At 65.9% G+C, this 21125-nt stretch carries 20 protein-coding genes; 11 read left to right on the forward strand and 9 right to left on the reverse strand.

What is annotated here, in order from left to right; translation table 11 throughout:
• The first annotated feature begins 124 nt into the window (after window positions 1-124).
• Entirely contained in the window at window positions 125-463 is a 339-nt protein-coding gene (locus tag AB3X07_RS04515) for a hypothetical protein (RefSeq protein WP_369944867.1), read from the forward strand.
• A 252-nt stretch (window positions 464-715) separates the two neighbouring features.
• Entirely contained in the window at window positions 716-1225 is a 510-nt protein-coding gene (locus AB3X07_RS04520) for a hypothetical protein (RefSeq protein WP_369943133.1), read from the forward strand.
• A 248-nt stretch (window positions 1226-1473) separates the two neighbouring features.
• Here the strand turns inward: AB3X07_RS04520 and AB3X07_RS04525 are convergent, their stop codons facing one another.
• Both AB3X07_RS04525 and AB3X07_RS04530 read right to left on the reverse strand, forming a co-directional pair.
• Window positions 1474-3945, reverse strand: coding sequence for a hypothetical protein (locus AB3X07_RS04525; protein ID WP_369943135.1), 2472 nt, complete (start codon window positions 3943-3945; stop codon window positions 1474-1476).
• Window positions 3946-4213: 268 nt separating this feature from the next.
• Window positions 4214-5548 (reverse strand): hypothetical protein, encoded by a 1335-nt coding sequence (locus AB3X07_RS04530; RefSeq protein WP_369943137.1) that lies wholly within the window; start codon window positions 5546-5548, stop codon window positions 4214-4216.
• A gap of 303 nt (window positions 5549-5851) precedes the next feature.
• Between AB3X07_RS04530 and AB3X07_RS04535 the strand changes: the two genes are divergently transcribed.
• From AB3X07_RS04535 to AB3X07_RS04555, 5 genes are all read left to right on the forward strand, one after another.
• Window positions 5852-6127, forward strand: coding sequence for a metal/formaldehyde-sensitive transcriptional repressor (locus tag AB3X07_RS04535; protein WP_179567232.1), 276 nt, complete (start codon window positions 5852-5854; stop codon window positions 6125-6127).
• A gap of 43 nt (window positions 6128-6170) precedes the next feature.
• Window positions 6171-7280 carry an S-(hydroxymethyl)glutathione dehydrogenase/class III alcohol dehydrogenase gene (locus tag AB3X07_RS04540; RefSeq protein WP_369943139.1) on the forward strand — a complete coding sequence of 370 codons (1110 nt, stop codon included), beginning with the start codon at window positions 6171-6173 and terminating at the stop codon, window positions 7278-7280.
• A gap of 69 nt (window positions 7281-7349) precedes the next feature.
• A complete protein-coding gene (gene gfa, locus AB3X07_RS04545; RefSeq protein WP_369943141.1) occupies window positions 7350-7922 on the forward strand; it encodes an S-(hydroxymethyl)glutathione synthase in 573 nt (190 codons plus the stop codon).
• A gap of 85 nt (window positions 7923-8007) precedes the next feature.
• A complete protein-coding gene (gene fghA / locus AB3X07_RS04550; RefSeq protein ID WP_369943143.1) occupies window positions 8008-8838 on the forward strand; it encodes an S-formylglutathione hydrolase in 831 nt (276 codons plus the stop codon).
• Between the two features lie 602 nt (window positions 8839-9440).
• Window positions 9441-9575 carry a hypothetical protein gene (locus AB3X07_RS04555; protein WP_369943145.1) on the forward strand — a complete coding sequence of 45 codons (135 nt, stop codon included), beginning with the start codon at window positions 9441-9443 and terminating at the stop codon, window positions 9573-9575.
• Window positions 9576-9867: 292 nt separating this feature from the next.
• Here the strand turns inward: AB3X07_RS04555 and AB3X07_RS04560 are convergent, their stop codons facing one another.
• The gene (locus AB3X07_RS04560; protein ID WP_369943146.1) at window positions 9868-11277 is read right to left on the reverse strand and encodes a PLP-dependent aminotransferase family protein; all 1410 of its coding nucleotides are present in this window, start codon (window positions 11275-11277) and stop codon (window positions 9868-9870) included.
• A gap of 126 nt (window positions 11278-11403) precedes the next feature.
• Between AB3X07_RS04560 and AB3X07_RS04565 the strand changes: the two genes are divergently transcribed.
• Together AB3X07_RS04565 and AB3X07_RS04570 are read left to right on the forward strand one after the other, a co-directional pair.
• Window positions 11404-12195, forward strand: coding sequence for a PhzF family phenazine biosynthesis protein (locus AB3X07_RS04565; protein ID WP_369943148.1), 792 nt, complete (start codon window positions 11404-11406; stop codon window positions 12193-12195).
• A complete protein-coding gene (locus AB3X07_RS04570) occupies window positions 12192-13118 on the forward strand; it encodes a DMT family transporter (protein WP_369943150.1) in 927 nt (308 codons plus the stop codon). The genes AB3X07_RS04565 and AB3X07_RS04570 overlap by 4 nt, the downstream gene beginning before the upstream one ends.
• Before the next feature lie 138 nt (window positions 13119-13256).
• Here the strand turns inward: AB3X07_RS04570 and AB3X07_RS04575 are convergent, their stop codons facing one another.
• From AB3X07_RS04575 to AB3X07_RS04585, 3 genes are all read right to left on the reverse strand, one after another.
• Window positions 13257-13595, reverse strand: coding sequence for a hypothetical protein (locus AB3X07_RS04575; RefSeq protein WP_369943152.1), 339 nt, complete (start codon window positions 13593-13595; stop codon window positions 13257-13259).
• A 169-nt stretch (window positions 13596-13764) separates the two neighbouring features.
• Complete coding sequence (locus tag AB3X07_RS04580) at window positions 13765-14706, reverse strand: DegV family protein (protein ID WP_369943154.1); 942 nt, start codon at window positions 14704-14706, stop codon at window positions 13765-13767.
• A 74-nt stretch (window positions 14707-14780) separates the two neighbouring features.
• On the reverse strand, window positions 14781-15410 hold the full coding sequence (locus AB3X07_RS04585; protein WP_369943156.1) for a 2-hydroxychromene-2-carboxylate isomerase: 630 nt from the start codon (window positions 15408-15410) through the stop codon (window positions 14781-14783).
• Between the two features lie 307 nt (window positions 15411-15717).
• On the opposite strand from AB3X07_RS04585, the gene AB3X07_RS04590 reads away from it, so the two are divergent.
• On the forward strand, window positions 15718-16536 hold the full coding sequence (locus AB3X07_RS04590) for a GH12 family glycosyl hydrolase domain-containing protein (protein WP_369943157.1): 819 nt from the start codon (window positions 15718-15720) through the stop codon (window positions 16534-16536).
• Window positions 16537-16837: 301 nt separating this feature from the next.
• On the opposite strand, the gene AB3X07_RS04595 is transcribed toward AB3X07_RS04590, so the two are convergent.
• The 3 genes from AB3X07_RS04595 to AB3X07_RS04605 form a co-directional block, all read right to left on the reverse strand.
• On the reverse strand, window positions 16838-17365 hold the full coding sequence (locus AB3X07_RS04595; protein WP_369943159.1) for a hypothetical protein: 528 nt from the start codon (window positions 17363-17365) through the stop codon (window positions 16838-16840).
• A 102-nt stretch (window positions 17366-17467) separates the two neighbouring features.
• Window positions 17468-18760, reverse strand: coding sequence for an amidohydrolase family protein (locus AB3X07_RS04600; protein WP_369943161.1), 1293 nt, complete (start codon window positions 18758-18760; stop codon window positions 17468-17470).
• Window positions 18757-20157, reverse strand: a complete 1401-nt coding sequence (locus tag AB3X07_RS04605) for an amidohydrolase (RefSeq protein WP_369943163.1) — start codon at window positions 20155-20157, stop codon at window positions 18757-18759. Before AB3X07_RS04605 ends, AB3X07_RS04600 begins: the two co-directional genes overlap by 4 nt.
• 350 nt (window positions 20158-20507) lie before the next feature.
• On the opposite strand from AB3X07_RS04605, the gene AB3X07_RS04610 reads away from it, so the two are divergent.
• Window positions 20508-21053: a DUF924 family protein gene (locus AB3X07_RS04610; RefSeq protein ID WP_369943165.1), complete on the forward strand. Its 546-nt coding sequence runs from the start codon at window positions 20508-20510 to the stop codon at window positions 21051-21053.
• The last annotated feature ends 72 nt before the right edge of the window (window positions 21054-21125 follow it).

Raw genomic sequence — 21125 nt, forward strand, 5'->3', positions numbered from 1 at the left:
CCGTAGTTGTGGACGCAGCCAGGACTTCGCCGTGCCATACGGGCAGCGTCGGATCTGTCGGCGTTGTCGGCAGTCGCTGGGTTGGACGTCAGAACCTGATCGCCCTCATCCTAGGGTGAAGTGGATGCAGCGCCAGCTTGAAGCATTGGTCGAGCTATGCGCTACACCGTATGAGCCGCCGGTGTCCGAGTCAGCGCTATCCAAATTCATCGAAGCAGTGCCCATCGACAAGTTGCCGAGGTTCTGGTCTAGGCTAGTGGTTCGGGACGCGATGGTGAAATCTAGGCGCCGTGGAATGCACGTGCGAGCGGGCATCGACTCCATCATTGAGCTGTGCGCTATTCATGGTGTTCTGGCGAAAGACATGCTTCTCGATCCAGTGGGCACGGCGTCGAAACCATTGTTGGACAACTGGGGTGAGGAGCAGTTGCTGGAGCTTCTGGACCAGAGGGTGGATGCGTAACGCAAGGGCATGGGCTCCTGCTGAGCTGGCGGCTGATAGCGCTTTGAAGCGATGGGTCGGTATGATCGCGCTAGATTTCGGCCTGTAGAAACCTTGAGAGGTTGGGTAAGGGCCGCGGTTCGAGCGGTACTATGGGGGCCGCCTGTTTGTGTATACGGCCCGGCCATCGCGGCTGATCTGGCGCGGTAACGTAGCGGGTTGAGCAGTCGAGTGCGAAGCCCTCGCGCCACCATTGACAGAGATAGACCACAATTGCTGATCTGGATCTCAAGGGGAAGCTCCATGCGGGTGGAAGCCAGAAGCTATTTCGACATGGTTGTTCAACCAGCCTGCAGCGACTTCTTGGCCAAACCTTGGCTCTTTCACCTCGGGGTGCTCGCACTCGTTGCAACACACCACATGGTCGACTACTGGTTTGTGGAAGAATATCAGGGGCCGGTGTGCCGGAAAGCGATGGCGGAAGGGATGAAGTCGGTCCGGGCCGGTCTTGTCTCCGAACATCCGGATCTCGAAGTGTTGGCAGATGCCGCCGACGCAGCAAAGCATGGCAGGCTTGGCGCCATCAAAGCGCGCTCGCGGCATCTAGATGGGGTCGATCAGTTGAGGGTGACCCCTTCGCTCTTCAATGCCCCGTTTGGGCAGGGCGTCTTTGCTGAGGCGGTGGATATCTATTTCGATAGCGCCGATGGCCGGAGGGTGGGCGTCCGTGGGCTAATTAAGAGTGCTTTGGAATTCTGGCGCTGTAAGCTAGCAGATAGCTAGTACAAGGGATGGAATATATTGATTGCAGCACTAATGGTGACGATCAAAAATATCGTCGAGGCTCAATGCGTTGAGCATCTGCTTTTGGCCGGAAGTGGCATGGTTTTCGTGAATTTGTAGAGCGAAAGTAATAGATCGATCAATGGCGGGTAAGAAATAACGCTGAATGATTCTCCTTGCCCATGTTGAGTAGGGCAGCAACGCGCAGCACGTGCTGCAGGATGAACTTCAGCCGCGAGGCGATATGGCTACTGGGGCATTTCATCGGCATCGATTTCACGTCGACGGATACGGTACTCCAAGTTTTGGAAAAGCCGTTCGTACTTGCGAGCTTCGCGCATGTTCTTTATGAAGAAATCGTCTCCGGAGTCAAGCGTCTTGATAGCTTGGCCAATAAAGAGATGTCCCTCCCTCAGGCGTTTCTGAGAGTTAGATGTGTATGGTGACTTCTTGACTTCATGATAGCGCGCAATTGCCTTGCGCAAAATGCAGAGTGCCCCAAGCTTTCCTTTTTTTCGTGCGGCGTCGATTTCGGTGTCGCCTTTATCAATCTCGCCTAGCTGATACCAGCACAAAGCCAGTGTCATGGACGCGTCCGCGTTTTGCGGGTCCAGCTTGACAGCTTTTTCGGCTTGCAGAAGTGCAAGATCTGGGTGCTGAAGGCGAGTGAGCAGAAATAAGGCGAAGCGGTCCCGCAAGGCTGCATTCATCGGCTCTTCTTCGATCGCGAGTCGGAAGTTCTCCTCGGCAAAGCCTAGGTCGCCCTGCTGCGTTGCGATTTTTGCTGCCTTGGCAAATGGACTTCGAAATGCCTCAGCTACCCTATCCTGGCGATAGCTTCGCTCAACTTTTTGGCGCCTAGTGGCTTGCGCTTCAACCTTAAGCGAAAAGTCCTTGATGCGTCGGCGGTCGGACTCGCCGCGCTTGCGGAGTTGCTGTTCAAAGAAGCGAGCGGCTAGCTCTACGATCTGCAGTTCGTAGCGGTCGCCGTAATCCGTGACAGTGGCGAAATATGTCTCGTCCAGAGCCTTCTGGAACTCAACGTGCTGTATGCCGGCCAGAGCACAGGCATCGGCAACATTGACGTTGTCCAGAGGAATGGCCGCGGATACAAGGACTAGAAAGACTTCCTGCTGAAGTTCGTTGATGCGCAACCATGCATCCGCGTAGAGAAATTCAAGGAGTTGGTCATTTGTCTTACGGAATACTTGCTTGATCGCCTCATCAATACCAATCGGTGAGCGCGCAAGATACTTGACCAGCGTGTCGATCAAAAGTGGTTTGTTGGTGAGCTGCTTCGCTGCGCGCCTCAAGGTCGACTCGCCGGCCTGTTTGATTGCAATTGCGCCGTACTCGTCCGCTAGTCTGCGCATTAAGGACGTGGATTCTTCATCGGAAAGCGAACTAATCTGCACTGGCTCGAAGGCGACGAACTCGCGCCGGCGCGAGGTAATCAACACTCTTCCAAGGCGCTTGCCAATCTGCTTTAGGAACAAGCCGAAGGTGGCTACCTCTTCCTGGGAAGTCGCCAAAGTCTCCGTGTTGTCTAGTACAAGCAGAATGTCATCGCGCTTAAATCCCTGCTGCAGGAATTCTGCCGCAACTCGATCGACAAGAGCTGTCCCGCTGAGCTTGTAGTACTCTTTTTCTAGAACTGGCGTCAGACAAAAAAGCGCCTCACGAACACATTCTTCCATCGCGTCCGAGACCCCACGTAGATGCACGACGCCCTCGTCCGACCAACGGGTCATCTTCGCCGAGTAGTAGCTGATTACGCTAGGCGCCGGGACCGAAAGAGCTTCATTACCCTCCAGTAGCCGATTGAGGAACTCTAAGGCCAACGTAGTCTTGCCGAAACCGCCGTCTCCAAAGATCAGGCACTGCGGCAGTCCCTCCGGATCCTCCAGCCACTCAGAAAGTGCGCGGAGCTCATGGTCGCGGCCTTCAAACACGCTGGTCTGGCGGACAGGCACATTGGAGTACACCCAATGTGGATGGCCCTCGAACTCCAATGGTCGAATGTCGAAGCGCTCAGGAAAATTGGACGCTAATTCTTCGAAAATCGAACCGGTTGGCAGGTCGATCGTGAAAGAGGCCGACTCAGCCCAGTTGAGAGTCTGGCCCTCCAACTTCCACAGACCCTTACGGTTGGCGACACCACTGATGACGAACGGAAGCCCTCCGTGTACGACGGGCGTGCGAATCGACAGCTCGGTTGAGCCTATATGGACCGTGGGCGGGCCGCTTACGGATAGGCGTGGCAACGTCGGGCCGAAGCAGTTCAAGCTCCGGCGCACCAATGTCGCCAGCCGCGGCGCCCACAGTTCGATGTCTGCCCGACTGACGACTCCGTGGCCGGGCTTCTTGTTTCGAAAAGCAACCCACGCGGCCGCCTCGGTTGCGAGCGTGTTGCCGTATGTTGCATCAAGCTCGAACCAGCCCTCGTGATACGTGCGAGCAATCAGGCTTCGAGCGATAGGTGTCGCAACCTCAAGAATCTCGATGGGCAAGCCGTCGGTAGGTTGGTTGAAGCGTCGTGCAAGGCTTGTCAGCGCCGAATTGTCGATGCCGTCAGGCGTCAGTCCGCGCACAAGCTCGAGCGCGCTGACAGCGCTAATTTGATAGAGCGCTCGCAAGATCGACTGCAGATGATTAAGACGATCTGAGGTGGACGGAAGCTGCTCCGCGGCAGACAACTGCGAATCGAATAGATTGTGCATTAGTGTTGAAAAATCGAAAAAGTGGGCGGTTATGACTGCGCCGGGGCGAGGCCTTCCATGCTAATGTAGCGCGCAGCCAAGCTGTTGGGATAGTCCTTCTGGAATTGAACGATCATCTCCCAAGGTACTGAATGGGAGGGCCAGTTCACGCGGTTTCAAACTCTGTAAGCTTGGCCATAAATTCGGAATATTTCCTTAGCTATTGATTTTTCAGTGTCCGCGCTTCCGTAGCGGTATTCGGTCACAACGCGCCTTGATTGAGTGTCGCCTAATCAGGCATTTGCGGTAACCGAAATGAGCTGATAGCTGGGTCGGGCGGCCCGAATTCGAACTCAAGCCAATCATCATCCTGGTCCGATCCCAAGCATTCGATCCTGGCAGATCTGAAGAGCTGCCCTGAAGCGAGACACGATCTGAACATATTGCGTTCGCCTTCCGTCCACCCATGGACTTCAGCAAATCGCTCATAGGACATAGCACCTGCCAGCAGTTCAAGCACTGCGCGCGCGGAAACTTTGATTCGATCTCCGCTTTGCTCATATCCTCCTTCCATGCTAGCGCTCCATTTTGAGTCAAAGTTACGACGGATGGCATTGTTTGGCATCATATGCGGCTCGGGAAGCATCTTGATGGCCTCCTCGAACACGCTGCTCAATGCGGCGACAACACCAGAAGTCAGGTGTGCCGGTCTACCGGAAGCAGCGGCAACCAAGACGCAGCGCAGGTATCGGCGCTCACGACGAGCGAAGGTCGATGCTGATTCCTGGGCCACTGTCACCAGCAAAACAAGATCAATTGTTTGGCTTCCGTGAAGGAAGTGCTCAGCGATCTGCTTGGCGCTGAATCCTTCCATTGTCTTATCTCGACTCAGTAGTGCGCAATCGCCATCGCAGACTAGGAGCATTCTGACGGTACCTTCAGGGGCACCTCTGAGCTGTCTGGTTTTGTCGCTTAGGCGATTGAACAGGACGTTGTTGTCGCGGCTCAAAACGCTATCGTACGCGCGATGCGAACCGCCAGAATAGTTACTGGGCCCTTTGTACTCGACGGTAAATTTGGCGCCGGGCTCGTCTACTTCTAGCAAGCTTGGCGTCGTCGGGGCGGTAGCTACTTTTCGGGCGAATGGCTTGAGATGTCGCTTTACGAGCTGTTCGAAAGCCGGTCCGGTGGGTATCAGAAGCTGCACTTTCTTCGAGCCGCTTTCTCCCGCTTCCAAGTGCGAGGCCGCAACATGAAATCCGCCCCCCTGAATGCCTGCCTTGCGGGCCTGCTGATGCAAAGCCTCAGATAGCCGTTCGAATTGATTGGCGCCGTGCAGTGCAGAGTCCGAAAGAGTCGTGATGTCTGCGACCACTGGGACGATCTGGTGTCGATATGAAACCGAAAACCAGAGGTCAGGCTTTCCATTGGTAAGTGGGCGCTCGTGCTCGACCAGTACGACTGACCCTAGCGCGTAGAGCCAGGCTAGCTCCCACATCTGCGGCAGTCGGTTCGTGCGCGCGGTGTTGAGCCGCCCAACCAGCTCTGCCAGTGGTCTCGCCGGCATCCACGGCGCGATGTTGTCCAGCATCTGCTGCATGGCGCGACGAGTGAAAACGAACATGTGCAGCTCGGTTCGCACGTTCAAGAGGAATGTTAACAGTAGCCGATCGCTTCGCTGGTTACTCGAACGCCACGGTAGCCACCCGATGTCGGCTTTGGGGTCGTAGGCTTCGGGCGCCTTCTGAAGATGGGTAGGGGGAAATATGAATTGTTCAGAATTTTATGCGCCATAGGGTGTCCGCGGCCGGGTTCACCATAGTTTGTACAAGCTGCACAACCTATGGACTTGCGATCAATGGCGCCAGCAGTTTTCTTTTGCGGGCGGAGGAATATACTGTCCCCCAGTATAGTTCCGAGACCCGAGATGCCGCACACGCCCCACGAGAAGAAGCGCGTCCTGGCCCGCATCCGCCGCGTGCGCGGACAGACGGAGGCGCTGGAGCGGGCGCTGGAGGGCGGCGCCGACTGCGCCGCGGTCCTGCAGCAGATCGCCGCGATCCGCGGCGCGGTCAATGGCCTGATGTCGGAAGTGATGCAGGCGCATATCCGCGAAGAATTCGGCCACGCCGCCGCCTCCGAGACGCAGCGCGCCGCGCGCGTGCGCGAGATGGGCATGCTGGTCCGTTCCTATCTCAAGTGATTCCGATCCCCACGACCCATCCCGTTATTCCAGGAGAAGCCTCATGAAATCCCGTGCCGCCGTCGCGTTCGAAGCCGGCCAGCCGCTGCAGATCGTCGAGATCGATGTCGAGCCGCCGCGCCAGGGCGAGGTGCTGGTCCGCATCACCCATACCGGTGTCTGCCACACCGATGCGTTCACGCTCTCCGGCGACGATCCGGAAGGCATCTTCCCCGCGGTGCTCGGCCATGAGGGCGGCGGCATCGTCGAGGCGGTCGGCGAGGGCGTGACCAGCGTCAAGGTCGGCGACCACGTGATCCCGCTGTATACGGCCGAATGCCGCAAGTGCAAGTTCTGCCTGTCCGGCAAGACCAACCTGTGCCAGGCGGTGCGCGCCACCCAGGGCAAGGGCCTGATGCCCGACGGCACCACGCGCTTCTCCTACAACGGCCAGCCAATCTACCACTACATGGGCTGCAGCACCTTCAGCGAGTACACCGTGGTACCGGAGATCTCGCTGGCGGTGGTCAATCCCGAGGCGCCGCTGGAAAAAGTGTGCCTGCTCGGTTGCGGCGTCACCACCGGCATCGGCGCGGTGCACAACACGGCCAAGGTCAAGGAAGGCGACAGCGTCGCGGTGTTCGGCCTGGGCGGCATCGGCCTGGCGGTGATCCAGGGCGCGGTGCAGGCCAAGGCCGGGCGCATCCTCGCCATCGACACCAATCCCGGCAAGTTCGAGCTGGCGCGCAGCATGGGCGCCACCGACTGCATCAATCCCAAGGACTACGCCAAGCCGATCCAGGAAGTCATCGTCGAACTGACCGATGGCGGCGTGGATTTCAGCTTCGAGTGCATCGGCAACGTGCACGTGATGCGCTCGGCGCTGGAGTGCTGCCACAAGGGCTGGGGCGAGAGCGTCATCATCGGCGTGGCCGGCGCCGGCCAGGAGATCAGCACGCGTCCGTTCCAACTGGTCACCGGCCGCGTGTGGCGCGGCAGCGCCTTCGGCGGCGTCAAGGGCCGCACCCAGTTGCCGGGCATGGTGGAGCAGGCGATGCACGGAGAGATCGATCTGGATCCGTTCATCACCCACACCTTGCCGCTGGACGAGATCAACGAGGCCTTCCACCTGATGCACGAGGGCAAGTCGATCCGCACCGTGATTCATTTCTGACCTGGCGGTCAGTGCGGCGCGCGGCCGCTTCCGCGCATGCAGGTACGCAACGAACCCGGGAGGGGCATGATGAGTACCGTAACGATTCATCCGTCGGTGGATGGGGGTGTGCGGGCGGGCGCGGAGAATTTCCAGGGCGGCACCCTGGAATGCCACTGCGCCGCCGACAAGGTCACCGTGGAGGTGGGCGCGCAGACCGCGCACAACCACGCCTGCGGCTGCACCAAGTGCTGGAAGCCGAAAGGCGCGACGTTCTCGGTGGTGGCGGTGGTGGGCCGCGACAAGGTCAAGGTCACCGTGCACGAGGAGAAGCTGAAGGTGGTCGACGAGAGTGCCACCATCCGCCGGCACGCCTGCACCGGCTGCGGCGTGCACATGTACGGCCGCATCGAGAACACCGAGCATCCGTTCTACGGGCTGGACTTCATCCATACCGAACTGTCGTCGCAGCAGGGCTGGTCGGCGCCGGGCTTCGCCGCGTTCGTGTCCTCGATCATCGAGAGCGGCACCCGCCCGGAAGCGATGGACGGCGTGCGCAGCCGCCTGCGCGAACTGAAGCTGGAGCCGTACGACTGCCTGTCGCCCCCGCTGATGGACGCGATCTCCACCCACGTCGCGCGCAAGAGCGGCGTGTTGCAGTAGCCCTGCCGCCACGGCGCGCCCGTGGCGGCGTCTCGGATGCGGCCGGCGTCGGTCCGGCCGCATCCCCCAATCCGGAATCCACCGAATGGAACGCATCGAACACCACGCCTGCTGCGGCGGCTGGCAGGACGTCTATCGCCACACGTCGAGCGTGCTCGGCTGCACGATGCACGTGGCCGTGTACCTACCGCCGCAGGCCGAGCATGCCGCACTGCCGGTGCTGTACTGGCTCAGCGGGCTCACCTGCACCGAGCAGAACTTCATCACCAAGGCCGGCGCGCAGCGCTACGCGGCCGAGCACGGGGTGATCCTGGTCGCGCCGGACACCAGCCCGCGCGGCGACGAGGTCGCCGATGCCGAAGGCTACGACCTGGGCAAGGGCGCCGGCTTCTACGTCAACGCCACCCGCGAACCGTGGGCCAGGCACTACCGGATGTACGACTACGTGGTGCAGGAGCTGCCTGGGTTGATCGAGGCCAACTTCCGCACCAATGGCGCGCGCGCGATCAGCGGCCATTCGATGGGCGGCCATGGCGCGCTGGTCATCGCGCTGAAGAATCCGGGCCGCTATCGCAGCGTGTCGGCATTCGCGCCGATCGTGGCGCCGTCGCAGGTGCCGTGGGGCGAGAAGGCCTTCGCCGCCTATCTCGGCGAGGACCGCGCCAGTTGGAAGGCCTACGACGCCACGGCCTTGATCGGCAGCGCCGCCGAGCGGCTGCCGTTGCTGATCGACCAGGGCGGCGGCGACGAGTTCCTTGACAAGCAGTTGCAGCCGCAGTTGCTGCAGGCCGCGGCCGATGCCGCCGGCTACCCGCTGACCTTGCGGGTGCAACCTGGATACGACCACAGCTACTACTTCATCGCCAGCTTCATCGGCGAGCACATCGCCCATCACGCGCGCGCGCTGCAGGGGTGAGCGTGCTGCGGTGGCGCGCCGGGCGCGCCGGGCACGCCGGGTGCGCTGGCGTCGGCGGTCGCATGTCCCAGCGCAGCGCGCTCCGCATTGTGGGCGAGGGCAGGGCGCGTGCTGGGGCATCGTTGTGGGGGCGACGGAAGGACACCGCTAGTAGCTTGCTTTCGCCACAATCCGCCGGATGCAGTGCGGCCCTGTAGGAGCGGCTTCAGCCGCGACGAGGCGTTCCCGGTAAAGCCCGTCGCGGCTGAAGCCGCTCCTACAGGGCACTTCCCGAAGGTGTCAGAAGTGCCCTGAAGTCGCTTCCACCACGGTATGTTGCCCATCAGGAGATACAGAGGTCCGCTCTGGCGCCGTCTTGTGGCGTGGTTGGCATTACGCCTCCGGTCGGTGCTCGCCGCCCCGGGCCGTGGCGATCGCGACGGCAAGATGACGTTGACGTGGCAGTTGCATGGCGATTCCGCTCGGGTATCGGCGCTACGCGTAAACAAATGCGCGGCGCGTCGTCCAATGCGCGGTTGTGCGATTGCCGTCGCGTTGGGTGAGATGGCGGCTCGCTAGATTCCTCGGCCACGCCATCGTGTCGTCCGGACTGGAGTCGCCCCATGCTCGCTTGCCGCAAATCCGCACCGTTGTTGTCGCGGCAGCGCTGGCGCAGTCCACTCAGCGCCTTGGCCATGCTCGGTTGCGCGTTGCTCGGCGCCTGCGCGGCGCTGGCGATCGGCGCGGCAACGGCATAGCGGGCTCGGCCGTCCCGCCTGGGGCTCCCTACGGCCGTTGATCGGCGCGGCCTCGGTGCGGCGCGCGATCGCAGGCCAGGGCGTGTCGCTGTCGACGTTGGTGGGCCGTGGGTGCACGTGGCGACTTGCCATGCAGCAGTGGTGCGACGCCTGCGCGAGGTACGGCATCCAGTTCGCATCGGGATCATGGCCGGCGGCGCGCGCCCCGACAGCTTCGGCGCGCACGCTTCGGCGCGCGCGTGGCACCGTCCCTGCGTGTCTGTATTCCCTGCCGCAGCCAAGCGTCACCGGCTCAGCGTGGGAGCCGTCCGGCCAGCGCGCCCAGCCGCCGCATCGCCCGTTCCAGGTTGTCGCTCCAGGGCTGGCCGCAGGTCAGGCGCAGGTGGTCGGCGTAGTCGCCGCGGCTGGAATACAGGTGCCCCGGCGAGGTGCCGATCCCCTCGGCCAGCGCCGCCTCGAACAGCGCCTGGCCGCTGCCGGCCTCGGGCAACTGCAGCCATAGCGACAGCCCGCCGGCGGGATCGCCGACCCTGGTGTCGGCCGGCCAGTGCCGCACGATCGCCTCGCGCAGGCGTTGGCCATTGTCGGCCAGGGTGCGGCGCAGCTTGCGCAGATGCCGTTCCAGGTCGTGCCGCTGCAGGTAGTCGGCCAGCGCCAGCTGCGGCAGGCTGGCGCCGCCGATGGTGGAGAAGTACTTGGCGCGGACCAGCGCGTCGGTCCAGGCGCCGCCGAGCAGCCAGCCCACGCGCAGGCCCGGCGCCAGCACCTTGGAGAACGCGCCGCAGGTGATCACGTTGCCGTGGCGGTCGAAGTGGCGCAGCGGGCGCGGCCGCTGCCCGGACCAGTCCAGCTCGCCGTAGATGTCGTCCTCGATCACCACGGTCCCGTGGCGCGCGCAGCTGTCCAGCAGTGCGCGCTTGGCGCTGTCCGGCGTCAGGCTGCCGAGCGGATTGTTGAAGTTGGGCACCAGCACCGCGGCGCGCGCGGGGGTGCGCTGCAGCAGTGCGTCCAGGCGCGCGGCGTCGATGCCGTGGCCGGCGCGGTTGGGCACTTCCAGCACCTTCAGCCGCAAGGCCGCGACCGCCTGCAGGATGCCGTGGTAGGTGGGCGTCTCCACCACCACCACGTCGCCGGGCGCGGTCAGGGTGCGCAGCGCCAGGCTGATCGCCTCCATCGCGCCGGCGGTCACCACCACTTCGTCCGCGGCCACGGTGGTCGCGCAGTGCGCATAGCGCTGCGCGATCTGCCGGCGCAGCGCGGCATGGCCCTGCGGCGGCGCGTAGTCGAGGGCGACGCCGCGGTTGCGGCGCAGTTGCCGCGACAGGGCGGCCGCCAGTTGCGCGCCCGGCAGCAATGCCGGCGCCGGCGTGGCGGTGTGCAGCGGCACCAGGTCCGAACGCGCGAGCATGTCGAGCACGCCCTGCAGCGCCGGGTTGTCGACCATGCCCGGGCTGCGCCGGCGCATCGGCGCGGTGGTGGCCGCCAGTGGCGCGGCGGCGGCGCGCACGAAGTAACCCGAGCGCGCGCGCGCCTGCACCCGGCCTTCGCGTTCCAGTTGCAGGCAGGCCTGCACCGCGGTGGCGGCGCTGATGCCGTGGCTGGCGGCCAATTGCCGGATCGACGGCAGGCGTTCGCCGGCGCGCAGCGTGCCGCGCTCGATCTGCTGGCGCAACTGCGCGGCGAGCGCTTCGTACAAGAGCATGCGGGCGCCTCATCTGTATCGGTGCATTTACAGCGTATCTGAATCTGTAATGGTCGTGCGCCCGGCCGCACACTGCTGCCTTGCCGAGCATCGTGCCGGCGTCCGCCGGCCATCGCGAGGTCAACCGTGTCGCTCTCCCTGTTCGTCGTCGATGCCTTCAGTACGGTCCGCTTCAAGGGCAATCCGGCCGCGGTGGTGCCGCTGCCGGCGTGGCTGCCGGATGCGTCGATGCAGGCCATCGCCAGCGAGAACAACCTGTCGGAGACCGCGTTCTTCGTGCGCGGCGCCGATGGCGTGTTCGACATCCGTTGGTTCTCGCCGCTGAAGGAAGTCGGCTTCTGCGGCCACGCCACGCTGGCCAGCGCGTTCGTGATCGACCGCCAGCGGCTGGCGCCGTTCCCGCTGCGGCTGCGCGCGGCGGCGGTGGGCGAACTCGGCGTGGCGCGGTGCGCCGACGGCAGCTTCGAGATGCGCTTCCCGAACCAGGCGCCGCAGGTGCTGGAAGCGCCGCCATCGGCCTTGTACGCCGCCTTGTCGATCGCGCCGCAGGCGGTCTACGCCAATGCCCAGGCGTACATCGCCGTCTACGCGGACGAGGACCAGGTGCGCGCGCTGGTACCGGACCTGGCGCGGATGCTGGCGTTGGCGCCGCGCGACGTCGCGGTCACCGCGCCGGGCCGCCAGCACGATTTCGTGTCGCGCTACTTCTGGCCGGCCAACGGCGGTGCCGAGGACCCGGTCACCGGGTCCATCCACGCCGCGCTGGCGCCGCTGTGGGCACGGGTGTTGGGCAAGCCGCAGCTGACCGCCTGGCAGGCCTCGGCCCGTGGTGGCGAACTCGGTTGCCGGGTCGAGGCGCAACACGTCCATGTGCGCGGCAGCGCGGTGCTGTACCTGCACGGGACGATCGCGTCGTGAGCGCGGCCGCCGTTCCCGCGGGCGCCGCGCGCCGCGCGCTGTGGCAATTGCTGCTGGCGGAGGTGCTGATCGGCTCGGTCGGCGTGTTCGTGCACGAGAGCGGCCAGGATCCGGTGACCGCGGTGTTCTACCGTTGCCTGTTCGGCGCGCTGTTCCTCACCGTGTGCGGCCTGTTCGGCGGCCAGCTGCGCGGGCTGTGGCGCGAGCGCAGGCTGCTGCGCGACGCCGCGCTCAGCGGGGTGCTGCTGGTACTGAACTGGGTGGCGCTGTTCGCCGGCATGGCGCGCTCGTCGATCGGCGTGGCGACGATGGTGTATCACGTGTTTCCGTTCGTGATGCTGATCCTGGCGGCGTTGCTGCAGGGCGAGCGCACGCGCCGTGGCGACCTCGGCTGGACGCTGCTGGCCTTCGTCGGCGTGGCCTGCTCGGCCGACCCGGCGCGGCTGTGGCGGACGGCCGATCGCGGCTATCTGCTCGGCATCGCGCTGACCCTGCTTGCGGCGCTGCTGTGCGGCGCGTCGCTGCTGCTGTCGCGGCGCATCAGCCGCGAGCGGCCGCTGGCGGTGGTGATGGTGCAGTGCTGGGTGGGGAGCGCGCTGCTCGTCGGGTTCTCCAGCGGCAGCGCCATGCATCCCGGACCGCATTGGCTATGGCTGGCGGGCCTGGGCGTCATCCACAGCGGCATCGTCTACGTGCTGTTCTATGCGTCCTACCGGCATCTGCACGTGGCGACGATCGCGGTGCTGGCGTTCGTCTATCCGCTGGTCACGCTGCTGCTGGACTACCTGCTGTACGGTCACCGCCTGGTCGCGGTGCAGTGGCTGGGCCTGGGCCTGATCGTGTCCGGCACGCTGGCGGTGAACCTGAAATGGCGTTGGCCGCAGCATGCGGCAGACACGGTGGCGGGCGACGTGGCGCGCTAACTGCCCGGCCCTGGGATCGCGGTTGGCAATGCGCGGTGGGAGCGACTTCAGTCGCGACGCGCTCCATCGGTAACGCCCGTCGCGACTGAAGTCGCTCCTACAGCGGCCGTGCAAGCCTGGCCGGTGCGGACGCTGCGCTCAACGCACGTTGCGCAATTCCCAGCCACTGCCGGCGAGCAGGCGCATGCGCTGCTTGAGGATATCGCCGGGAATGCTGGTGGTGGCGAGCAGATCGATGCGCAGATCGTCCTGCTTGCCGCTGACGCGGGCGGACGCATCGACCACGCCCAGCGCCGGGTCGACCTCGTCCGGTTCGGGCTGCAGCGCGCGCCAGCGCTCGAACCAGGCCGGGTCGCTCAGCGCCTGCTGCAACTGTTCGGCGAAGGCGTCGGCGCCGTGGGCGCTGAAGCTGAGCGTCGGCTCGCTGCCACGTGCGCGGGCGGGGTCGGGCAGGCTGATCGAATAGGTCACGGCCATGGCGGATCTCGGTTGGAGCGGTGCGGCGCAGCCTAGCAGGCGGCGCCGTGAGTGGGCCGTCTACGTGTGGGGGTCTGTAGGAGCGGCTTCAGCCGCGACCGAGATCCATCGGTAACGCCAGGTCGCGGCTGAAGCCGCTCCTACACAACGCGTGGGCGTGCGTGCGGCGCTAGGCGAAGGTATGCGGCCCATCGGCGAAGCCGAGGGTGATCGCGCCCTTGCCGACGTTGACCATGCCGGTCAGGCTCATCACGCTTTCCAGCACTTCCACCCCGTGCGCCTCGCAGGTCTGGCGCAGCGCCGTATAGCCGGGCAGGGCGCGCAGTTCGCTCAGTTCGCCGCCGTAGCTCAGGCACAGCGTCGGCGTCATCAGCCCGGCCGCCACGCGCTTGCCGACGAAGGCGAACAGTTTCTGCACCGCCGCGTCGAAGCCCTTGATCTTGGCCACCGGGGCGGTGTCGCCGCGATAGCCGTGCAGCACCGGCTTGATGTCCAGCGCGGTGCCGAGCGCGGCGCTGAGCAGGCCGACGCTGCGGTCGCCCTTGCTGCGCGCGCGGGCGCGCATGTAGTACAGGTCGCGGGCGATCATGTAGCCGTGCACGTTGCCGGCCAGTTCCTCCAGCCGTTCGCGGATCGCCTGCACGCTGGCGCCGGCCTCGCGCAGCCGCACCGCCTCCACCGCGGTCACCGCCTGCGCGGCGAACAGGTTCTGCGTGTCGAGCACCCGCAGCGCGAACGGCGAGGTGTGCCCGGCCGCCTGCCGGATCGGCTTGTAGTCGTTGAGGATGGCGAAGCTGGCCTGCAGCGCATGCTGGTGGATCGGGCTGCGGGTCTTGGTGATGGTCATGCAAAACACGTGGTCGTAGTCGATCACCAGCCGGCTCAGGAACAGCTCGCGGATCTGCGCCACGCTGAAGGGAATGGTCTCCGCCTCGGCGCCATGCTCGGCCACGTGCGCGTGCAGGAAGCTCAAGGTGGCCTCCTCGTCGCGATGATCGGCCAGCAGCGCCTCGCCGATGCGCACGCTGATCGGCAACAACACGATGTTGTGGTCTGCGATGTAGTCCTGTGGCAAGTCGCAGGCAGAATCCACCACGATCCCGATACGCATCTGGCCCCCTCCGGCGTCGCGCTTCGTCGATGCCGGCTAGGGTAGCGCAGACGGTGGGCGAGGGCGCGGCCGGGTCAGGCGCCGCGTTGCACGCCGACCGGCAGGTCCGCCAGCCGCGCCATCTCGCCGCGCTGCAGCAGCTGCGGGTCGGCCAGGACCGCCTGCATCAGCGGATGCGCATCGTTGCCCCACAGCAGCGTGTCGTCGATCTGCAGCGTCGGCACGCCGAACACACCGGCGGCAAGGGCCTGTTCGGTGTTGCCGCGCAGTTGCGCCTTGACCTGCGGATCGGCGATGGCGGCGGCCGCTTCGGCGATGCCCAACGCCTGCGCGACCGGGGCCAGCGCCGTTGCGTCGTCGCCGGCGCGGCCGTCGCGCCACAGCCAGTCGAACAGCCCGTCGATCGCCTGCGGGGTGCCGCCGGCGGCGATGCACAGCCGCAACGCGGCCAGCGGGTTGAACGGATGCGCCGGCGGAAAGCGCAGCGGCACGCCTTCCTGTTGCGCCTGCCACTGCACGAACTGGTAGGTGAAGCCGCGCTTGTGCGGGATTTCCGCCGGGCCGCGCGTGTGCAGATGCTGCAACACCGCGCCGAACACGATCGGCACCGGCACGATCTGCGCGAACGCGGGCAGCGCCTTGAGCTTGTGCCAGTGCAGATAGGAAAACGGCGAGACGAAATCGAAATACCAGTGCAGGCGCATCGTGCTTCTCCGGCGGACCACGGCCAGCTTAGCGCGATGCGCCGGAGGCCGGCGCATGCTGCAGTGCGAAGCGACCATGTCGCCGCGGCGTCGGGCTGGCGGCTGGCGTAGACAACGCGGCAGTGCCGGTCTCGCCCGGGTACGGGAACTGGGAAGCGTCGCACGCACGGAGGTTGGAGCGGATAGCGCTATTGCGCCAGCGCATGCCGCGCGCGCTTCTTTTCATAGCTCGCCGCCGCTGCGCCTTGCTAGGGTCCGCCGCGACAGCAGTGTCGCTGTCATGCGCCGACCGGCCAGGAGCATCGCCATGCATCACCCGCACGCCGTTCCGATCGCCACGTCAGTCCCATGCGTCCGTACGCCGCACGCTTCGCTGCGCCGGCGCCTGCTGCAGACCCTGTTCGCCGTCGCCTGCCTGGCGGCCGCGCCGCTGGCGCTGGCCGGGCCCTACAAGATCTTCGGCAACCACTACGCCTGGGTCAACAATTTCAACGACCCCAATAACGTCATCCAGGGCAGCTTCGGCACCGGCAGCACGCCGGAGCTGACGGTGACCTTCAATTTTTCCAGTTCCAATCTCTATGGCTACCCGGCGATCGTGCGCGGCTGGCACTACGACTGGAACCCGACCAGCGACACCCTGTTCCCGCGGCAGGTGTCCTCGCTCAGCACGATCCCGGTCAAGTTCAACTACAGTGCCGGCGGCAGCAACCTCGGCGGTGACTTCGCCTACGACCTGTTCTTCCGCCACGACACCAGCAAGGGCGTGCCGCAGCTGGAAGTGATGATCTGGGGCGGGCACAACTCCTGGCCGATCGGCACGCTCACTGCCAGCAACGTGATCAGCGCTGGCGGCTATACGTTCGATCTGTGGGAGGGCAACAACAGCGCTGCGGGTTACTACGTCTACACCTTCATCCCGCACGGCACCGCCGGGCAGCCCAACCTTCCCACCAGCGGCAGCCTCAACGTCGACGTCAAGCCGTTCCTGAACTGGCTGCAGGCCAACCGCAGCCAGGATCGCCGCTACAGCAACGCGCTGTACCTGCACGTGGTCGAGGCCGGGTTCGAGGTGGTGCGCGGCAACGGCTGGGCCAAGGTCAGCGCGACCATCGATGCGCATTGAGCCGGCGATGGGCGTGGCACCGGTGCGCATGCGTGGCGGGGACGCGGCAAGGCCGCGTGCCTGCTGATGGCTCGGGCCACGCCGCGCAGTGCGCCACGGCGTGCTGCAGGGCGCCTTTGCCGACTTCGGGAAGTGTCCTGTAGGAGCGGCTTCAGCCGCGACGAGGCGTTCCCGGGAAAGCCCGTCGCGGCTGAAGCCGCTCCTACAGGGCAAACCGCATCAGCTTGATTGCGGCGAAAGCAGGTGATCAGCGGTGCGTGCCGTCGCCAGTCGAAGCGGCTGGGATGATGCTTGGGGCGGGTCAGTTCGCGCTGTCTGGCGATGCCGGCGCGCTGGGATATCGCTCCTCGTCGAGCGCAACGAGGCAGGCGCGAGGGTCGAGCGATTGCAAGGCCTGGCGCATCGCAAGGCGAAAGGCCGCGAAGTCGAAGTCCCGTGGCTTGCGTCGCGCGCTGGCCGCGCGATCGATGGAGCCGAGCACCGACTGGTTGAAGAGCTCCAATTGCGCCATTGGACTGATCGAGCGGATCTCCGGCCAGTCCATTTGCGCAACGGAGATCAGCCGTTTGCTCTTGGGCCGATAGCTGACGTAGCCGCGGGTTTCCTCGAAGGTGAAGCCCTCCTGGGAGTCCGCGATCTCGAACCCCAGGACATACATGTCGATCGCGTTGCCGAAGTGCAGGGGCGACATGGCGGCATTGATCAGTGCCTCGATGCGTCTGAGTCGAAGCCAGCATGCGCCTTTGCTCATATCGAACACCCATCCGGACTCGATGCGTTCCGCGTATTTCACGGTCCAACTCGACGTCAGTTCGATAGAGAACCTCATGGGGACGCGCTCGCCGGATGGTGGCGGCGAGCGCATCCAGCGCGTTGCGAGGACATGGTGTTAGCAGGCGACCAGATCACCGAACGACGCTCCGGGGCATCGCTACTGCGGATACGCCCGCGGCAGCGCGCCGGCCTGCTTCATGTAGCGATCGCGCAGCTCGGTCTGGCGCGACCGCATCGGGATCGCGCGACCGCCCAGCCACACCTGCTCGGCGTAGTGCGCCACGTCCAGCGGATCGCCTTCCCACAGCACCAGGTCGGCCAGCTTGCCCGGGGCGATGCTGCCCAGCTTGTCGCCCACGCCCAGCGCCTCGGCCGGCACCCGGGTCAGCCCGGCCAGGCCCTGCTCCCAGGGCAGGCCGTGGGCCACCGCGTTGCCGGCCAGCTGGCGCTGTTTGCGCGCGTTGTGCGCGCCGTCGCCGCCCTGGGTGAAGCTCACCGCGACACCGGCCGCGTTCAAGCGCGCGGCGTTCTCCAGGGTCGCACCGATCTGGTCGAAGCTGCTGGGCAGGTCGTCCAGCGCGTTGACGAACACCGGCACCTTCACCGCCGCCAGCAGCGGCGCCAGCTTCCACGCCTCGTCGCCGCCGGCGATGGCGATGCGCACCTTCTCGCGCTCGGCCCAGCGCAGCAGCTGGCGGATGTCGGCGGCACGGTTCACCGCCACCACGATGCGGCCCTGGCCGGCCAGGTACCTGGCCAGCACGGCGCGTCCGGCCGGGGTCAGCAGCGCGTGCGGCGAGTCGGCCGGCATGCGTCCGCGCGCCTCGGCCACCAACTGGTCGAGCAGCATCCATTGCGCCGCGCGCGACTTGCCGCTCAGTTCCAGTGCGTCGCTGCCCAGGCGCACGTACAGCGCGCGCGGGCCGATCGGGTCGGGGCCGCCGTCCAGGCGCATGACCCCGCCCTGGCCGGCGATGAAGGCGCCGCCGCTGTTGGCGCCGAGCGCGGTGAAGCCGATGCCCTCCACGCGCGCGACCGGGATCAGCACCGAGTCCGGGTTGTAGGCCAGGGTCACGTCGAATTCCGGGCGCATCGGCTGGTCGTGCGGCAGGCTCAGCGCGCTGTCCACGGTGGAGGATTCGCCGGACACTTCCTCGATGCCGATTTCGGTGATGCCGCCGAACAGCGCCGGGGTCAGCGGCCGGCCCTTGGCCTCGACCACGGTCACGCCGGCCGGCGCCGCCAGGCCGGGGCCGACCGCGCGGATGGTGCCGCCCTGGACCAGCACGTCGGCATTCTGCAGGGTGCCGCGGGCGCTGGCGGTATGCACGGTGGCGCCGCGGATCAGCACGTCCTGGGCGAAGCCGGGCACGCTGCCCAGCGCCAGGCACGCGGCGAGCGCCAGCCGCTGCGTCAACGCGCGGCGCGCATGCGAGTAGGAACGGCTCATCGGGCAGCCTCCTGGCCGAGCATGAAATCGGAGGTGGGTTGCAGACGGCGATCGGCGCGGTCGTAGACCTGCGCGCCGTCGATGTAGACCTTCTCGGCCAGCGCGTAGGAACTGAAGGGATTGCCGTTCCAAAGCACCACGTCGGCCATCTTGCCCGGCTCCAGCGCGCCGGTCTGCTTGTCGATGCCCAGTGCCTTGGCCGGGTTGCTGGTCAGCCAGCGGATCGCGCGCTCGGGCGGAATGTCGATGCCGGCGCGGCGGCCGGCGGCGATCGCCTTGGCCGCTTCCTGGTTGAGCCGCTGGATGCCTTCCTCCGAGTCCGAATGCACGATCGCGCAGCCGTTGGCGGGGCGGTCGACCAGGGCGATGTTCTCCTGGATGCCGTCGAAGGCCTCCATCTTGAAGCCCCACCAGTCCGCCCACAGCGCGCCGCAGACGTTCTCCTGGGCCAGGCGGTCGGCGATCTTGTAGGCCTCCACGCCGTGATGGAAGGCGGCGACCTTGAAGCCGAACTCCTTGGCCAGGTCGAGCATGGTGGTCATCTCGTCGGCGCGGTAGCAGTGGATGTGCACGCGGATGTCGCCGTTGATCGCGCCGGCCAGGGTGTCCAGCTTCAGGTCGCGCTTGCCGCCGCTGTCGCCGCTGCTGTCGTTGTCGCCGGCGCCACGGCTCCACCAGTGGCGCTTCTCCGGCGCCCGCTTCTTCGGCGCGTTCTTGCGCAGGTACTCGCTGGCGTCGATGAACGCGGCGCGGTAGCCGGCGACGTTGCCCATGCGCGTGGCCGGGCCGCCCTTTTCGCCGTAGACCCGCTTGGGGTTTTCGCCGCAGGCCATCTTCAGCCCCCACGGCGCGCCGGGGAACTTCATCGCCTGGTAGGTGGTGGCGGGCACGTTCTTCAGGGTCACGCCGCGGCCGCCGACCAGGTTGGCCGAGCCCGGCAGCACCTGCAACGCGGTGACGCCGCCGGCCAGCGCGGTGCCGAAGCCGGGATCCTGCGGCCACACCGAATGCTCGGCCCAGACGTTGGGCGTCACCGGCGCGGTCATCTCGTTGCCGTCGCTGTGCGCGCCGACGCCGGGACTGGCGTACACGCCCAGATGCGAGTGCACATCGATGATGCCGGGCGTGACCCACTTGCCGTGGCCGTCGATACGGGTGACGTTGGCCGGGGCGGCGAGCGCGCGGCCCACCGCCTGCACACGGCCGTCCTGCAGCAGCACGTCGGCGTCGTCCAGGCGTTCGCCGTTGCCGGTCAGCACGGTGGCGTGCTCGATCAGCACCGGCGTGGATGCCAGCGGCCGGTAGGTGCTGGGGTAGGGGTCTTCGACGAAGCGCGAGGCCGCCGCGGCAGGGCCGCACAGCGCCACGCCCAGGCAGGCGAGCAGCAGATGACGCATCAGATTGTCCCCGGATGTTGGCTGCCGCGATGCAGCCGCCTGCGCACGCTAGCCCGAGCCGGCGCGCTTGCCAAGTGTCGTGCGGCGGGATTTGGGATTCGGGATTGGGGATTCGCAAAGGCGAGCTGGCAGGCGGATGCCTGGCCCGGCAGAGGCTCGTTGGCAGCGCGGTACGGCGCCGCCTCGGCCGATGCGATTTTGCGGAAGCATGGTGGAACGGCGGAGCGATGGTCCGGGTGCGGTCGGCAGGGTCGATCGCGCTGCGCCGACAGCCCGCGGAGCGCTCGCCGCACACCGTCTGCCGACGTGGGATCGGGTATAGAAGCCCAATGCCGACCGATGGAGCCGCAATGTCACAGATCCTGCCCCACGCCGTCGTGGAATTCTGGCGCAGCGCCGGTCGCGCGCGCTGGTTCGCCACCAATGAGTCGTTCGATGCGAACGTGCGCCAGCATCTGCTCGACGCGCACCATGCCGCGGCGCGTGGCGAGTACCCGGCGTGGCTGGACAGCGCCGAGGGCGCGCTGGCGCTGTTGCTGTTGCTCGACCAGGTGCCGCGCAACGCGTTCCGCGGCAGCGCGCATGCGTACGCCACCGACGGCCTGGCGCGGCGCTACGCGCGGCTGGCGCTGGCGGCCGGCCACGACCGGCAGGTGGAGCCGGAGCTGCGCATGTTCTTCTACCTGCCGTACGAGCATGCCGAAGATCCGGCGCTGCAGCGCGAGGCGGTGGAACTGTTCAGCGCGCTGGGCGACGCCGACTGCCTGCAGTGGGCGGTGCAGCACGAGGAGATCATTCAGCGCTTCGGCCGCTTCCCGCATCGCAATGCGGCGCTGGGGCGGGAGACGACGCAGGAAGAACAGCGCTTCCTGGATGAGGGCGGCTTCGCGGGGTGAGCGGCGGACGACGCGCGGCGCTCTTGTAGGAGCGGCTTCAGCCGCGACAGGGGCTACGGTGAGCGTGTGTCG

The sequence above is a fragment of the Xanthomonas sp. DAR 35659 genome (assembly GCF_041242975.1).
GTDB lineage: Bacteria > Pseudomonadota > Gammaproteobacteria > Xanthomonadales > Xanthomonadaceae > Xanthomonas_A > Xanthomonas_A medicagonis.